This is a genomic window from Litoribacter ruber (assembly GCF_018500185.1).
GTDB lineage: Bacteria > Bacteroidota > Bacteroidia > Cytophagales > Cyclobacteriaceae > Litoribacter > Litoribacter ruber.
This window is the reverse complement of record NZ_JAHBGI010000007.1, coordinates 103804-119030: the sequence shown is the minus strand read 5'-3', so window position 1 is coordinate 119030 and position 15227 is coordinate 103804. Positions and strand designations below refer to the sequence as shown.

15 protein-coding genes and 1 riboswitch are annotated in these 15227 nt (G+C 44.3%); of the genes, 8 read left to right on the top strand and 7 right to left on the bottom strand.

What is annotated here, in order from left to right; all coding sequences use genetic code 11:
* Positions 1-200 precede the first annotated feature (200 nt).
* Positions 201-1520, bottom strand: coding sequence for an RIP metalloprotease RseP (gene rseP / locus KIH41_RS11605; protein ID WP_213945778.1), 1320 nt, complete (start codon positions 1518-1520; stop codon positions 201-203).
* Between the two features lie 3 nt (positions 1521-1523).
* Entirely contained in the window at positions 1524-2690 is a 1167-nt protein-coding gene (locus KIH41_RS11600) for a 1-deoxy-D-xylulose-5-phosphate reductoisomerase (protein ID WP_213945779.1), read from the bottom strand.
* 263 nt (positions 2691-2953) lie between these two features.
* Here KIH41_RS11600 and KIH41_RS11595 point away from each other — a divergent pair, with 263 nt between their 5' ends.
* Together KIH41_RS11595 and KIH41_RS11590 are read left to right on the top strand one after the other, a co-directional pair.
* Positions 2954-4384, top strand: coding sequence for a S1C family serine protease (locus KIH41_RS11595; protein ID WP_213945780.1), 1431 nt, complete (start codon positions 2954-2956; stop codon positions 4382-4384).
* A 328-nt stretch (positions 4385-4712) separates the two neighbouring features.
* Positions 4713-5135, top strand: a complete 423-nt coding sequence (locus KIH41_RS11590; RefSeq protein ID WP_214162480.1) for an HI0074 family nucleotidyltransferase substrate-binding subunit — start codon at positions 4713-4715, stop codon at positions 5133-5135.
* Here the strand turns inward: KIH41_RS11590 and KIH41_RS11585 are convergent.
* From KIH41_RS11585 to KIH41_RS11575, 3 genes are all read right to left on the bottom strand, one after another.
* The gene (locus KIH41_RS11585) at positions 5132-5860 is read right to left on the bottom strand and encodes a Dph6-related ATP pyrophosphatase (RefSeq protein ID WP_213945782.1); all 729 of its coding nucleotides are present in this window, start codon (positions 5858-5860) and stop codon (positions 5132-5134) included. The two genes, KIH41_RS11590 and KIH41_RS11585, sit on opposite strands and share 4 nt — an antisense overlap.
* Before the next feature lie 120 nt (positions 5861-5980).
* Positions 5981-7057 carry a DUF5074 domain-containing protein gene (locus KIH41_RS11580; protein ID WP_214162479.1) on the bottom strand — a complete coding sequence of 359 codons (1077 nt, stop codon included), beginning with the start codon at positions 7055-7057 and terminating at the stop codon, positions 5981-5983.
* A 3-nt stretch (positions 7058-7060) separates the two neighbouring features.
* Positions 7061-8968, bottom strand: coding sequence for a TonB-dependent receptor (locus KIH41_RS11575; RefSeq protein WP_246539098.1), 1908 nt, complete (start codon positions 8966-8968; stop codon positions 7061-7063).
* 177 nt (positions 8969-9145) lie between these two features.
* A riboswitch (cobalamin riboswitch) is annotated at positions 9146-9361 on the bottom strand.
* Between the two features lie 93 nt (positions 9362-9454).
* Between KIH41_RS11575 and KIH41_RS11570 the strand changes: the two genes are divergently transcribed.
* From KIH41_RS11570 to KIH41_RS11560, 3 genes are read left to right on the top strand one after another with little or no spacing between them, the layout of a single operon-like run.
* The gene (locus KIH41_RS11570) at positions 9455-10615 is read left to right on the top strand and encodes an ABC transporter substrate-binding protein (RefSeq protein WP_246539097.1); all 1161 of its coding nucleotides are present in this window, start codon (positions 9455-9457) and stop codon (positions 10613-10615) included.
* Entirely contained in the window at positions 10608-11642 is a 1035-nt protein-coding gene (locus KIH41_RS11565; RefSeq protein WP_214162478.1) for an iron ABC transporter permease, read from the top strand. Before KIH41_RS11570 ends, KIH41_RS11565 begins: the two co-directional genes overlap by 8 nt.
* Positions 11639-12637: an ABC transporter ATP-binding protein gene (locus tag KIH41_RS11560; RefSeq protein WP_214162477.1), complete on the top strand. Its 999-nt coding sequence runs from the start codon at positions 11639-11641 to the stop codon at positions 12635-12637. Before KIH41_RS11565 ends, KIH41_RS11560 begins: the two co-directional genes overlap by 4 nt.
* Before the next feature lies 1 nt (position 12638).
* On the opposite strand, the gene KIH41_RS11555 is transcribed toward KIH41_RS11560, so the two are convergent.
* Both KIH41_RS11555 and KIH41_RS11550 read right to left on the bottom strand, forming a co-directional pair.
* Positions 12639-12989, bottom strand: a complete 351-nt coding sequence (locus tag KIH41_RS11555) for a type II toxin-antitoxin system PemK/MazF family toxin (RefSeq protein ID WP_214162476.1) — start codon at positions 12987-12989, stop codon at positions 12639-12641.
* Positions 12979-13209 (bottom strand): hypothetical protein, encoded by a 231-nt coding sequence (locus tag KIH41_RS11550; protein ID WP_213945787.1) that lies wholly within the window; start codon positions 13207-13209, stop codon positions 12979-12981. Before KIH41_RS11550 ends, KIH41_RS11555 begins: the two co-directional genes overlap by 11 nt.
* Positions 13210-13346: 137 nt before the next feature.
* Here KIH41_RS11550 and KIH41_RS11545 point away from each other — a divergent pair, with 137 nt between their 5' ends.
* From KIH41_RS11545 to KIH41_RS11535, 3 genes are all read left to right on the top strand, one after another.
* On the top strand, positions 13347-13778 hold the full coding sequence (locus KIH41_RS11545; RefSeq protein WP_214162475.1) for a MarR family winged helix-turn-helix transcriptional regulator: 432 nt from the start codon (positions 13347-13349) through the stop codon (positions 13776-13778).
* A gap of 95 nt (positions 13779-13873) precedes the next feature.
* Entirely contained in the window at positions 13874-14878 is a 1005-nt protein-coding gene (locus KIH41_RS11540; RefSeq protein WP_213945789.1) for an NAD(P)/FAD-dependent oxidoreductase, read from the top strand.
* A gap of 7 nt (positions 14879-14885) precedes the next feature.
* The gene (locus KIH41_RS11535) at positions 14886-15206 is read left to right on the top strand and encodes a 2Fe-2S iron-sulfur cluster-binding protein (RefSeq protein ID WP_213945790.1); all 321 of its coding nucleotides are present in this window, start codon (positions 14886-14888) and stop codon (positions 15204-15206) included.
* The last annotated feature ends 21 nt before the right edge of the window (positions 15207-15227 follow it).

The following is a 15227-nucleotide window of genomic DNA, read 5'->3' as shown; positions in this document are numbered from 1 at the left end:
ATGTGTAAATGCTATGTAATTCCCGATTAGGGCATTTCCCCTATAAAACTCAATGGATATGCCAATGTTATAATAAACACAAATTGGCAGTAAATGGCCAAAATACTGACTCAAGAGCTGCTTCAAAAAAACAATTATATAAAAAAAATGAGCTGAAGTAAGGCTTCAACTCATTTTTATTTTTCAAAGTTTATAGGAATTTACCAACCGGTAAAAATCTTCAGAATATCGTTTCCAATAGCGAAAACCATCAGGGCCAAAAGCAGCACCATTCCCACTTTCTGCGCATTTTCCAGAAACCTTTCAGAGGGTGATTGACCGGAGATCATTTCATACAAAAGGAATACGACGTGCCCGCCATCTAAGGCAGGAATCGGCAGGAGATTCATAAAGGCCAAAATCATGGAAATCAATCCAGTGATACCCCAAAACTTACCCCAATCCCAAGTATTGCCGTAAATTTTGGCCATCCCGATAGGTCCGCTCACGTTTCTTGCAGAAACCTCTCCGGTAAACATCCTACCTAAAGCTTTCGCGTTGATGATTACCGCGCTAAATGCTCTTTCGGTGCCTTTAGGGATGGATTCCAAAAACGAATACTTTTCTCTGACTGGCTCCAATAGTGGATTAAAATATACGCCAATAGTGCCATCAGATTTTACCGAGCCACTTAATGTAATCAGCTCTCCTCCACGATCGATTGTGAAATTCGCCTCTCCTGAAGAAAGATTTTGGAGAGCACTGGAAATTTCATTGAAATAAACGACTTCTTGATCATTAATCGCAACTATTCTATCCTTTGGTTTGACACCCATTTGGTCGGCTGGGCTTCCTTTGACCACATCTCCGACTTCCATTGGATAACGCAAGGAGATAAAGTTGGAGAGTGCATCTTCATTAGAGAAGGAATTGATGAAACCTCTTGGGATCTCTACTCGCACTTCCTGCCCATCACGCAAAACAGTATAATATCCCCCGCTGCTCAACAAAGCCTCTCCACTGCTCAGATCATCAAATCGCTTATATGGCTGTCCGTTGATGTCCAATACAATATCGCCATCTTGGAAACCGATTTCCTCACCAATGGCACGGGCCTCTATACCGTGCTCCAAAACCTGGTCGCGGGAATAGAAGGTGTCTCCTCGATCATAAATCAGGAAAGTAAAGATCACAATACCCGTAATCACATTCACAATGATACCACCCAGCATCACGATAAGCCGCTGCCAGGCTGGCTTGGCACGAAACTCCCAAGGTTGGGGTTCGGAATCAAGTTGATCGGTATCCATGGATTCATCGACCATCCCTGAGATCTTCACAAAGCCCCCAAGTGGGATTGCTCCGATGGAATACTCAGTTTCGCCGTACTTAAAACCTATGATCTTTGGGGGAAAGCCAATGGAGAATTTCTCAACCCGCATCCCAAACATCTTTGCCGTGAGCAAGTGACCCAACTCATGCAATCCTACCAAAATAGACAGCCCCAGTAATAACTGGGCCGCCATGATCAATGTATCCATTATTTATACTTTACTCTTGATTAATTCTTCAGTTTTTATTCTTGACGTTTTGTCAGTGGCGACAAAATCTTCCAAAGTTGGATTTTTAACAAAGTCCACCGCATGTAAAGTTTCCTCAATCAAATCCGACATTTCCAAAAAGCCCACTTCGTTTTTCAAAAAAGCTGCAACCACAATCTCATTGGCGGCATTCAGCACACAGGGAGCGTTTCCGCCCTTTTCCATGGCGTCGTAGGCAAGCTGTAAGTTCCTGAATGTCTTCAAGTCCGGTTGCTCAAACGTAAGGTTTGGATATTGCAGAAAATCAAACCTCGGAAATGTAGAGTCAAATCTATCGGGGTAACTCAATGCGAATTGTATGGGGATACGCATATCGGGCAGCCCGAGTTGCGCTTTTATTGATCCATCCCGAAATTGGACCAAAGAATGTACTATAGATTGCGGGTGTACGACTACTTCAATCTGCTCGGCCTTGAGCCCAAAAAGCCACTTGGCTTCGATCACTTCCAGCCCCTTGTTCATCATGGAAGCCGAGTCAATCGTGATTTTGGCGCCCATGTCCCAATTGGGATGCTTGAGCGCCTGTTCCTTGGTCACATACTTGAGAAACTCCCTATCTCTTCCCCTAAAAGGCCCGCCTGAGGCCGTTAAGATGATTTTTTCTATAGGGTTGTGAAATTCACCAACCAGGCATTGGAAAATGGCGCTGTGCTCGGAATCCACAGGGTAGATATTCACCCCTTTCTCCATAGCCATTTTGGTGATCATCTCTCCTGCCACCACCAAGGTCTCCTTGTTGGCCAAGGCAATGTTCTTCCCGGCTTCTATAGCCTTGATGGTTGGCATCAGACCTGAATATCCCACCAGCGCGGTAAGTACTACATCGATGCTGTCCATTTCCACCACTTGAGCCAGGGCACCGTTACCTGCGTAAACTTTTATATCATGACTGAACAAAGCCTCCTTTACCTCATCATACAACTGCTCATTGGCAATCACCACGGCATTTGGCTGGAATTTTATCGCTTGTTCAATTAGGAGTGTTGCATTGTTTTGGGCAGTTAGGACTTCTACCTCAAATTTATCCGGATGGCTTTCAATCACATCCAACGCTTGAGTTCCTATACTTCCCGTTGAGCCCAATATGGCTACTCTTTTCTTTTCTGACATGTAATTCTTAATCTCTCGGACTCAGTTGATTGCAGTTAAAATGGCATTTGCCAGCTAAAAGTTTTCCAATATGCCAACAAATTTACAAGGTTAAAAGACTTTTCCTGTGTTTTTTGACACTTTTTAACGGCAGGACACCGATTAGTAATTTATATTTGAAACCGAAAACAGGCCTAAAACTCTTTTTCCAAAAAGATAGCCAAGGCTTTTTCTTTTAGCGTATATGAAGGCAACATAAGGTATAATATTTATCGAGTACGTTTATGAAAAGCATCAAAATAGTTGTGGTATCCTTTCTTTCCGGCATCGGGGGCGCCTGGTTTTTCAGCCAAGTTTCCCCTCAAGCAGAATTGCAGATCAATCACCCCATTGCAGAAAACTATTCCCAGCAGGTAAGCAAAACAGAACTATACGAACCGGCTAACTACAACCCTCCCGTATCCTTTGTGGAAGCTTCTGAAAGAAGCAAAAACTCGGTTGTTTTTATCAAAAACTTTTCGGGCTCAGACCCACGTCGAAACAGTATGTTCGATTACTTTTTCGGTACCGGCCCCACACAGCGGGTCAGCACCGGATCGGGGGTAATCATCAGCGGTGATGGCTATATTGTCACCAACAACCACGTGATCGACCGAGCAGAAACCATCGAGGTAGTGCACCAGAAAAGAACTTATAAAGCTAAACTTATCGGAACCGATAAAAACACAGACATCGCCGTACTTAAAATCGAAGCCGAAAACCTGCCAGCAATCGCACAGGGCAGCAGCCGGGAACTCCGAATCGGGGAATGGGTAATTGCCGTTGGCAACCCATTTAACCTTACTTCCACCGTAACTGCGGGGATTGTTTCCGCTAAAGAAAGGCAGATCAATATCCTAGGGGGTGATTTCCCGCTGGAATCCTTTATCCAAACCGACGCTCCTATCAACCCTGGCAACTCCGGAGGGGCATTGGTAAATACCAAGGGAGAACTTGTGGGTATCAATACCGCCATCCTCTCTAGGACGGGGTCCTACACAGGCTACGGCTTTGCAGTTCCGGTAGACATTGCCATCAAAGTGGCCAATGACCTGATCAAGTTTGGGGAAGTACAAAAAGCCCTGCCAGGAGTGGAAGTGGTGGAAATCACCCCTGAACTTGCCGAGGAAATGAACCTGCAGACCATGGATGGGGTGATCGTGACGCATGTGCAGCGAAACGGCGCCGCTGAAAGAGCCGGGCTGCGCAAAAATGATGTCATTTTCCAGATCGAAGACATCAACGTGAGTGGAAAGGGCAGCTTTGAGGAGGCCATCTCCTATTTCTATCCTGGCGACAAAATCAAATTCAATTACATCCGCGAAAACCGAAGAAACTCTGCAAATGTCACCCTGCTGAACCTTGAGGGCGGGACCGGCGTGCTCAAAAGGGAATTTTACAGCTCCAACATCCTAGGGGGGCGACTGGAGGCAGTCAATACCATAGAACGGGACAGGCTTGATATTGACCATGGCATCAAGATAACTGGGATGACCAGGGGATACCTGCGTGAACTGGGTCTGGCCAATGGTTTCATCATCACCCATATCAACAAGGAGCCTGCAACAGATCCAACCGAAATCGGGGAATTCCTGGAAAAATACAGTGGCCGCCTACTTCTGGAAGGTGTTTCCCCTAATGGGCAGCGCTTCATGCAGTCCTACAACGTTCGGTGATCTAGTCCTTGAAAACCTCCGGTTGAACCTCCCTCAAGCGGAGGTTTTTTTACACCTAATCAAGTCCTACACCAATGTTAAACCAGTGCTAAACCAGTGTTAAAACAGTCCGTTATTGGTTTAACTTTGGCTACAGATATATTTAATAATCGTTTATATCTGGTGTATTGTAATGCCAAACACCATGGAACCAGAACCAACACCTTACTTTATATAGCTTGTACTGAAGGGCTACTTGTCCATGTGGTGAGGTGTGCCTATTTTAAAAAAGGCACTTTCTTGGTGACTTGTTTATAAATCCCTATTTTTATTGAAACCCTAAATGACTATGAAAACTCCTGTGGTAAACTGGCATAAAAGACTCCAAGACTATTCAGAAGCCCTTGCAGAACTGAAGGATTATCTGGATGAATTGAAGCGCAAGGGTTTTTCGGAAAAGCTGGAGCATAAGATCATCCGATCTTTTGAACTGACTCATGAAATGGCCCTCAATACCATGATGGAATATTTCAGGGAACTCGGCCACACCGGAATTACTGGGCCCAGGGATCTCACTGTTGAGGCGTTTCATTCAGATTTGATCGATGATGGGGAAACTTGGCTGGAGATGATCATCGACAGGATCAAGGCCTCTCCTCTCTACAATGAAGATGTCAACAAATCCTTAATGGAAAAGACCTCAAAGAAATTTATCAACAACTTGGAAAACTTTGAGAGGAAGATGAAAAAAATCGAGGAGGAATCAAATTAACTTTCGAGCTCCATTTCAGCAAACCAAACCCACCTCTTCTCTACTTTTCCGCTTTCAAGTTTTACTGAATAAGACTTTGGAACAACTGATGTAACTTTCGTAGCAAGTGGATTATTAAAAATGGGACCTTCATAGCAAAAGGAATGATACTCTCCATTTTCCCCACAGGGATCCACAAAAGATGGCAGGGATGTTAAAAAACTTTTATCCAGTGTCCGGCCAACCCATTCGAGTTCCACTTTTTCACCATCAGCAGCACAGATGATAGTTTTAAAACCTTGATATAAAAAGTCCTGAATAATCCGGTCGGTGCTTCTTCTCCACAAGGGAAATATCCCTTTGATAGATTCCTTTGATAACTGCTCTTCCCGGTAGTCCCGTAGGTCCTGCAGCATGATATCTCCGTAGGCAACATGGTGAACCCCTTCCGATTTGATTTTATCATAAAAAGCCCGCATCGCATTTTCATACGCATCATTGCTTGCACTGCTGGAAAAGAATATTTTTTCCAGGGGAATACCAATTGATTTGGCTTGCTCTTCTATGAGGTCCTCAGAAGTTCCATGCAGCCCCACCCTTTTCGTTTCATCATTAAATGTGGTATGCAGGCTTACAACCTCATACCGTTTGTCCCGGAGAAGCTTCCACAGTGCAAATGCACTGTCCTTTCCGCCGGACCAGCTTAAAGATACTTTAATGGGTTTATCGTTTTGGGTGTAGGGCATTAAATTCTATTCACTTGAAAGTCTAAACCTAGGTAAGTTTTACCGTGGAAACAAATGTTTATTCTTAATTGAAAATAATGGAAATACCCAGGCATTCCTAGATATTTCCTCAAATGAACCTCAATAATTGAAGAGCAATTGACTCGGAATAATTCCTGCCTGGATGGAGTCTTGCAATACTCCTTCGGGACTAAATCGAATTACCCAACCCGATGAGGCGAAATCTCTAGGATCTGTCCCGTAAAGCATCCCATCGTTAGGGTTATAGGCAAAGCCATAAAAACTTCTATTAAGGAGAACTTCACCCTGGCTTAGTTCCCCTTCCATTGGCAGTTTTCGGACATGTCCATCATACGTGAAATACAATTCATCCCCCGCGGAATTTATTCTTAACCTACTCGGTTGGGAAAACTCGCTTTCAAAATCCAAAACCTCTTCAATCGAATAATTGGATCCGTTGATTTTAAGCAACTGACCAGGCGTCTCCAGCCCGCTCCAATCTGACTTGTACCTGCCCCCACAGAGCACCCAAATATTGCCGCTTCTATCAGACACTAAGCTGTTTGGATTGTCGCCCACTGTGATGGTCTGGGTCACCTCATCGTTTTGGGTATTAATAATACTGATGCTATTTGCGCTGGAGAAGCCACCGGAATTCAATACGATCAAATCATTGCCATTTAAAAGCATTTCTTTAGGGCCGGTGCCTACCGTAATTCTTTTTGAGACCGTATAATCCTGAAGGTTGATCACCGCTACTTCGGTACCGGTTCCAGACTCACCCCAAAGCGACACATACCCTTTTTGCTCATTCAGTCCCAGAAAACCTTGGGGTTTCCCAATCTCCTCCACTATTCCTTCCAGTTCAAAATTATCCAGGTTTACCACATATAGACGGTTCATGTTGTCAACAGAAATGTATCCTTTATTCAAATGCCCATGAATAGACTGCACATAGATACCCAAATCCATGTCATTCACTTTGGAAAAAATATTTTGGGATTTATCTCCAGTAGAGGGATTGAAAAAAGTGATTTCGCCTGTATTGGTTTGGGTGTTGCCTTCATTCACCACAAAAATGCCTTCTCCAAATGGGACATTGCCATTTTCGATGATTTCGGCATCGTTGTTACAAGAACCAAGTGCAATTAGGGCACTGCACAAAAAGACAAATGAGATTTTAAAATTGGTTTTCATGAATTAAAATTTAAAATGGATATTAATATTATAATTTCTACCTGGCATGGGCCGCTGCCTTAGCACCTGGTATTCTGTATTAAGGACGTTGTGTACTTGACCCTGAAATCTAAGCGCCTGTCCTAATAGCCGTCCCTCCCAAGAAGCGCCGAGGTCATACAGAGTGTATGAAGGAATATCTAAACTGTTGTCGGTAGTGACAAAATTTTCGTCTACATAAGTTTGAGCCGCAAAGAATCGTAAACCTTTCCATTTATAGCTCAATTGTATATTTCTCTTGTGAAGAGGGGTGTAGGGTAACTGTCGGCCGATGGTAGACTCATTGTCATCGGAGGAAATCTGGGCACGGGTATAGGCATAATTCAGGTCAAGCCCGACGGTTCCCTGTCCGACTTTTTGATTTGCCTCAAAAAAAGCCTCCACCCCCCGATTATTTACATTTCTTATATTTGATGGCGTCCAAAAATTACCCGTAGGCAACCATATGATCCAATTTTCAACCTTCATCCGGTAATAATTCACCCGGGTTTCCACCTGAGTGCTAGTACCTTCCCAATTGTGCATCAACCCAACTTCACTACTCCAACTATCCTCTGGCAACAAATCCGGATTTCCGCCGGGCTGCCAAAAACGGTCGTTGAGCGTGGGTACTTTGAAATTCCTGGAAATAGCGGTGTTGGCTGCAAGGTGGTGGGTTTCACTTTGGACAAAACTATAGGTCCCGCTTACTGAGGGCGTGAAGGGTGCCCAGTTGCCTTCATAGATAAGTTGGCGCATATTCACCGAAGAACTCAACCTCTCGGTGATCCGAAAACTGGAGCTATGATATGCCTCCAACCTATTGTCCATAGCATGGTAACTGCTCAGGTTTCCATCAATTAAGGTATACCTTAACCCACTTTTGGATTCCCAGCTATCGGAAACCTTTTTTTCATAATCCGTGGAGACAAGATACTGGGTCACCAAATTTCTGGAAGTCCGGTCAAATATCATTTCATCATGGATAACACCTACTTTCACATTGAAAAGAGATTTTTCGCCATAAAGCAAATAATCCAGTGCCCATCGCAGATTCTGGTCTTTCTGAACCTCTCGTGCATTGGACCCCATCAAGGGTTGAAGTTCCCTGTCCGTTAAGTTCCACCAAAGACTGGTTTTGATTTGAGAATTGGCACCCAGGTTCCATCCCAGATCCTGATTGACCCCATATTGTTCCACTGCTGCATTGACCTGCCGCTCCATGGGCTGGCCTATCCTGGACCTGTTTCTGAAAGGGAAATCATTTTTGGCGGAGTTTCGATAAATAGAGGTCCGAAGAGCCAGTTTTTCTGTGGAATACCCATACTTTACTTGGCTGTTAAATCTCCCAAAACTCCCCGCCCCCTGTTGGATCTCCACTTGGTGGCCTTGATTGAATTGGAGCTCACTGTCCAGGTGTATGGATCCCCCGATGGCATCTGTCCCATAAAGGGCCGCTGATCCCCCAAAATGAATGGTTGCTTGGTCGATTCCATTGACCGGCACGATTGAAAAATCGGTTTGTCCCAAAGAAGGGCTATTGATGGGAAGTCCATTCCAAAAAACGGCCGTATGGCCAGCTGAGGCACCCCGCATTGTGACGGAAGCCAGCATTCCGGGCCCGTATTGCCTTACAAATATCCCCGTCCGCTTTTGTAGCATAGCGCCCAAATCCTGCCCATGAAATTCCTGCAGGTGGTTTTTAGCCAATTTTTTGACGGTGTGACCCAGAGAATATTTAAGATAATCCGGGGCAAACACATCTACCCCCTCCAACGCAACAGTATCGGCGGAGAAATCCACCAACGCATCCTGCGCCCTGACCTGAGAGACATTTGCCAGCAATAAAAAGCAGGCTGCCAATACAACCTTGGTAAGTGTTTGGAAATACAATGCCTTTTGAATTAAATATGGAACAAAACCAAATATTTAATCCAAAGCCATATCAAGTTGTAAAATTGAGATTTAACTGAAAATCAAAATAACCCTTAAGATTTCGCTTTGTGAAACTCAGCATCCTTTGCGGTTAATTTTGAAATGGTATCCACCTCAGCCTTTCACCCGAAAGCTTTGAATTGTCTGAAAAAGGCAGGTCTCCTGGCTTTCCCGACTTTTGCCGACCTTCTCATACACCAAGGCGTACAATGGTATAGTAGAACAAAAGCTTGATCTGAGTACTCAGATCGGGATTACAGTTGCGGGGACAGCTCCGGAATTTAACCGGATTCCCTATTAATCTCGATTGCCTAGAAACGACAACCGTGAACCAATTTCATTTGTAAAAGTAAGGCAAAAATTGCTTTGGAAAAATATTCTTTGAAGATTTGTTTTTGAATTCAAGCTCATCCAAGCTTTCTTCCGCACTCAAAACTTTTACTCATGATTATACTGAACAGGATAAATTTATTGACCATGGCCGCCCTGATTATGTTATGGGGATTGCAATCCTGTCAACCTTCAGAAGAAAGATTTTCATTAGACGAGCTGGAAGAAATCACCTTGGATTATGCCAAGGGGTTCAAAATCTATCAGGGTGAGGGGTATAAAGTTATTGAGGTTTTACAGGCATTTCCTGATAAGCACCAGCCCTACTTATACCTGATCCAAGAAGATGAAAATGCGGATATACCCTCGGGAAACTTTAACAGCATCGTGAGGCTGCCTGCTGAAAAGGTAGTGATGACCTCCACCACCCAAATCCCGCATTTGGATTATCTTGGCCACACTCAAAAACTCATCGGCTTTCCCAACCTCGACCTGATTTCCTCCAGCCATGTACGAAAGCAGATAAAAGCTGGGGAAGTCAACGACTTGGGTAGAGGGGCACAGAGCAATGTGGAAATGATCATTGATCTGGAGCCAGACTGGGTGATGATCTCCACGCTGGGTGATGAAATCAAAAACCTCAACCTTTTGCAATCTGCTAACATCCCGGCTGTTTTGAACGGCGAGTATGTGGAACAAAACCCCTTGGGTAGGGCGGAGTGGATTAAGTTCACGGGAGTCCTTTTGGGTGAATTAGATAAAGCGAATGAGGTTTTTCAGTCCATTGAAAAGGATTATTTGAAGGCTGAAAAACTCATCGAAAACCTACCCAGTTCGGAATTCCCAAAGGTGATGAGCGGGGTAATGTACAAGGACATCTGGTATGCACCAGGAAATGATTCTTGGGGCACGAAACTTTTGAAAGCAGCGGGCAGCCAATATATTTTTGAAGATCAGTCGGGAACCGGCAGCGCCCAGCTGAGTTATGAGTACGTCTTGGAAAAAGCAGAAGAAGCGGAATTTTGGATTGGTGCCGCCGACTTCAAATCATTGCATGACATCATCAATGCGGATAAAAGATATGCAAACCTGAGGCCTGTGCAGGAGAAAAAAGTCTTCACCTACACGCTCAAAAAAGGGGAAACCGGAGGGGTGGAGTATTTCGAACTTGGCTATATGCGTCCGGATTTGATTTTAAAAGACCTGATCAAAATATTCCATCCGGAACTTTTGCCAGATTATCAGTTGTATTTTTATACCAAAATAAATGGATAAAAGCCTCTCCTCCACTCTCTTGATTTTATCAGGATTGCTTCTGATAGCAGTTCTCTTCCTACTGAATATCAGTATCGGGTCAGTCTTTATTCCGATGGATGAGATTTTCAAAGGGATATGGAGCGGAGAATTCAGCAGATCCAGCTGGGAAACCATCATCAAAACCTACAGGATTCCCAAGGCCTATACAGCCATACTGGCGGGAATTGGATTGTCTATCAGCGGGCTGCAGATGCAGACTTTCTTTAGGAACCCACTGGCAGGACCTTTTGTACTGGGCATCAGCTCAGGGGCCGGGCTCGGTGTGGCAATCATGGTAATGGCCGGTTCCGCTTTCGGCTTGACATTATTCGGAAGCGGCGTGGGAGTTTGGGCCACCATCATTTCAGCTACTGTCGGAGCAATTTCTGTTTTGTTGCTGATGAGCTTGACTGCCTGGAAAGTAAAGGACAGCATGACTTTGCTGATCGTGGGTTTGATGTTTGGAAGCGCCACATCAGCAATTATAAGTGTACTGGCCTATTTCAGTGATGCCGAGCAGCTCAAAACTTTTACGATATGGTCTATGGGCAGCCTTGGAAGTATGGATTATTCCCAATTAAAGGTATTCCTGCTCACTTTAATAGTTGGGGCGATCCCCATCCTCATTTTTCTCAAATCCTACAATGCCATGCTGTTGGGGGAAACTTATGCAGAGAGCATGGGCGTAAATATTCACAGGTTACGATGGGCCATGGTCATTAGCACGGGAATCCTTGCTGGAGCGACTACCGCTTTCTGCGGGCCAATTGCTTTTATCGGCATTGCGGTACCGCATATGGCAAGGCTGGTTTTCAAAACTAGCGATCACAGGATCCTTTTTCCCGCCTCAGCCATTATTGGTGCTGCTGTTTTGCTGTTGTGTGACGCCATCAGCCAGATGCCCTCTTCGGCCCAAACCCTGCCCATCAACTCGGTGACATCCTTGATTGGGGCACCCATGGTAATTTGGTTAATTTTAAGAAGGAATTTTAGCAAGGAGTTTTGAGTGATTTAAAAACCATATTGAAAGCCAACAACCTAAAATTGGGATACAGAAAAGGCCCAAAAGAAACAGTGGTGGCTGAAAATATCTCCTTTGAATTAAAAGCCGGGGAGCTGACCTGTCTGTTGGGGCCCAATGGAGTGGGAAAATCTACGCTATTAAAAGCCATTCATGGACAAAACCCTCCATTGGAAGGTGATGTTCTTTTGGAGGGAAAAGCCCTTTCAAGTTTTGACCAAAGAAGTCTGGCAAGGAAGATTTCCGTAGTATTGACGGAAAAGATAAGCAGCGCCAATTTAACCGTGGGGCAACTGGTGGGACTGGGGCGAACCCCACATACCGGATGGCTGGGTAGGCTGAGCCCCGCTGATAAAATGATCGTAGAAAATGCCATATCTGTCACCAATACCCAGTATTTACACGACAGGAGGCTTTCCGAGCTTAGTGATGGGCAGCTCCAAAAAGTCATGATTGCCCGAGCGCTGGCCCAGGATGGTGAGCTCATGATCCTAGATGAGCCCACCGCTCACCTGGACCTGGTAAACCGCTATGAAGTCATGCATCTATTAAGGGAAATTGCCCAGCGCCAAAACAAAGCAATCCTGGTAGTCACCCATGATCTGGACATAGCAATCGACACAGCTGATCAATTTTGGATTATGCAGTGTGGCGCTCCATTGTCTACAGGAAGTCCTGAGGACTTAATTTTAAAAAACAAGATCAACCTTCTGCTACCAAGTGCCATTTTACAATTCAGCAAAGAACTGGGCAAAGTTGAACCAATCGTTGACAGGATAACTGTTGTAATAGACGGGGTGATGGAATTGAGAAAGTGGGTGATCTTGGCTTTGAGAAAAGCAAATTTAGAAAGGCTAGACTCCTCCACAAAAATCATCATTAACTCCGAAGAGGACTTTACTCTTGATCATCAGGGACACATTTACCAACTCAATAGTATTTCCGAAGTGATCCAAAAATTAAAAAAATCAGGCCTCTAACCTATTCCAAATCCATTACGATTTTCAGGTTTTCTTTAACTTTTAATGCCAAATTATCAGGCAGTACACCAAGTTTTTCTATCAACCTTACATTATCAATAGCCCGTACCTGATCAATCAATATTGCGGATTCCTTCTGCAGGCGGCCAATGGGCTCCTTTATATTAACACGTAGAATACCTTCGTAATTTTTTAAAACATTACTGGTAATAGGGCAGATAATAGTGGAAGGGAATTCAATCCTGTTGAGCAAGTTGGTTTGCACCACGAGGACAGGCCGAACCTTACCCGGCTCGGTGCCCTTTTGTGGATTCAGATTGGCTATCCAGATTTCAAATTGCCTAATCCTCATCGATCAGGCTATCAAAATCCCTCAAAACATTCATAGACTCCTCTTTGACCAAATCTGCCTCATAGGCAATTCTTTTGGCCAAAATTTGACGTTTTTGGTATGCATTATAGAACTCCAAAGCTTCATTGATATAGCGGTTGCGTGCTATTTTCTTACGCTTGGTGATGTACTCTACATCCTCAAATACGTCATCATCAAGTTTGAGAGAAAGTGTTTTCATAACATACAAATATACTAATAGTATATACGATTTCAAACAGGATTGTTTACAATTAAGATCATGATTTCCAATAATTTTCAAATTTCGATCGGAGAATAAATCAAAATCCAATTATCTTTGTCACACTAACTATTAGCATGACATACGAGCAATTTAGCAAATATTCCTTTCTACTTGACCGGACTGCCCGTCGGGTGAAGCAGTATGCCCAGCAGAAGTTTAAAAACGGCAATTTTGACGTGACCGTAGATCAGTGGTTGGTCATTAAAAACCTTTCTGAAAATGGCGTGCTTAGCCAAACCGAACTGGCCCAGCTGGTGTTCAAAGACCACCCTACCCTGACCAGAATTATTGATATTCTCTGTAAAAAAGGGTACGTAGAAAGACTTCCGCACCCCAATGACCGCCGAAGCTTTCAGCTTTTGCTAACTGAGGATGGCAAAACAAAGGTGTCGGAACTCAGACCCCAGATCGTTTCGATCAGAGAAAAAGCTTGGGAGAATTTGGACGAAAAGGATTTTCAGGAATTCAAACGGATTCTCAACACTATTTATGAAAACCTTGAATAGATAATTTACCCTATCCGAGGAAATAGTTGTTATACTAACTATATTTGTACGAACATAATTTGCCCGCTAGGGTTTATTCAAAAAAAATCAACATCATGATTACTACTGACATTTGCATAATTGGAGCTGGCCCGGTGGGTCTTTTTGCAGTATTTGAGGCAGGATTGCTGAAGATGCGTTGTCATTTGATTGACGCCCTCCCGCAGGTAGGTGGGCAGCTGTCTGAAATATATCCCCAAAAGCCGATCTATGATATACCGGGTTATCCGGAAGTGAAGGCCCAGGAGCTAGTAGATAATCTGATGGAGCAGATCAAGCCGTTCAACCCTACCTTTTCCCTAGGCGAACGCGTGGATCACATTACCAAGCAGGAAGATGGCTCCTATGTGTTGACTACCAATGACAAGACCAAGGTACATGCACAAGTAATTGTGATCGCAGGCGGTCTTGGTTGCTTTGAGCCTAGAAAGCCAGTATTGGAAAACCTGGAAAAATTTGAGGGCAAAGGAATCACTTACATGGTGAAGAATCCCGAGATGTTCAGGGACAAAAAAGTAGTGCTTGCAGGTGGAGGAGACTCTGCCTTGGATTGGACTATTTTCCTTGCCGACGTTGCCGAAAGAGTGACCTTGGTACACAGAAACGAGACCTTCAGAGGAGCTCCGGATTCAGCTTCCAAAGTGTTTGACCTTGCCAACAACGGCAAAATTGACCTTATCCTAAGCGCAAACCTGAAGTCGCTCGGCGGTAATGGCAAATTAGACAGCATCATCCTTGAAAATAAATCCAAAGAGGAAATAGTACTCAACACGGATTACCTAATCCCATTGTTTGGATTGAGCCCCAAGCTGGGCCCGATAGCAGACTGGGGATTGACTATCGACAAAAATGCTATCGAGGTGGATACGCGCGATTATTCCACTGGTGTGGAAAGAATTTATGCCATCGGCGATATCAACACTTATGAGGGTAAGCTGAAGCTGATTCTTTGCGGGTTCCACGAAGCAGCCATCATGATGCACAGCGCTTTTAAGTATGTTTACCCAGATCAAAAATTAAGCTTTAAATACACCACCGTAAACGGTGTGAACTCATTCTAATATAGCTATGGTAACTTTTCATGTAGAACACGAAGACGGCACCCGTCACCCCATCGAAGCTCCAGACGACATGGGCTTGAGTTTGATGGAGGTTTTAAAAGCCTCTGATTACCCTGTGTTGGCTACCTGTGGCGGAATGGCACTCTGCGCCACCTGCCATGTGGAAGTTTTGGACGGCAAGGATGGTTTGGGTGATGCCTCTGACCTAGAGCTTGACCAAATTGATAACCTGCCAAATCCTACCCCAACCAGCCGCCTTGCCTGTCAGGTAAGGATTAGCCAGGAATTGGAAGGTGCGGTATTCAAACTTAGAGGTGAATCTAACTAAAACAAAAAATGAGGCCTTCCA

Bases quoted from the DNA above. Each gene is read 5' to 3' on its own strand.
- rseP (WP_213945778.1), bottom strand. From the start codon at position 1,520: ATGGATACATTGATCATGGCGGCCCAGTTATTACTGGGGCTGTCTATT.
- KIH41_RS11600 (WP_213945779.1), bottom strand. From the start codon at position 2,690: ATGTCAGAAAAGAAAAGAGTAGCCATATTGGGCTCAACGGGAAGTATA.
- KIH41_RS11595 (WP_213945780.1), top strand. From the start codon at position 2,954: ATGAAAAGCATCAAAATAGTTGTGGTATCCTTTCTTTCCGGCATCGGG.
- KIH41_RS11590 (WP_214162480.1), top strand. From the start codon at position 4,713: ATGAAAACTCCTGTGGTAAACTGGCATAAAAGACTCCAAGACTATTCA.
- KIH41_RS11585 (WP_213945782.1), bottom strand. From the start codon at position 5,860: ATGCCCTACACCCAAAACGATAAACCCATTAAAGTATCTTTAAGCTGG.
- KIH41_RS11580 (WP_214162479.1), bottom strand. From the start codon at position 7,057: ATGAAAACCAATTTTAAAATCTCATTTGTCTTTTTGTGCAGTGCCCTA.
- KIH41_RS11570 (WP_246539097.1), top strand. From the start codon at position 9,455: ATGATTATACTGAACAGGATAAATTTATTGACCATGGCCGCCCTGATT.
- KIH41_RS11565 (WP_214162478.1), top strand. From the start codon at position 10,608: ATGGATAAAAGCCTCTCCTCCACTCTCTTGATTTTATCAGGATTGCTT.
- KIH41_RS11555 (WP_214162476.1), bottom strand. From the start codon at position 12,989: ATGAGGATTAGGCAATTTGAAATCTGGATAGCCAATCTGAATCCACAA.
- KIH41_RS11550 (WP_213945787.1), bottom strand. From the start codon at position 13,209: ATGAAAACACTTTCTCTCAAACTTGATGATGACGTATTTGAGGATGTA.
- KIH41_RS11545 (WP_214162475.1), top strand. From the start codon at position 13,347: ATGACATACGAGCAATTTAGCAAATATTCCTTTCTACTTGACCGGACT.
- KIH41_RS11540 (WP_213945789.1), top strand. From the start codon at position 13,874: ATGATTACTACTGACATTTGCATAATTGGAGCTGGCCCGGTGGGTCTT.
- KIH41_RS11535 (WP_213945790.1), top strand. From the start codon at position 14,886: ATGGTAACTTTTCATGTAGAACACGAAGACGGCACCCGTCACCCCATC.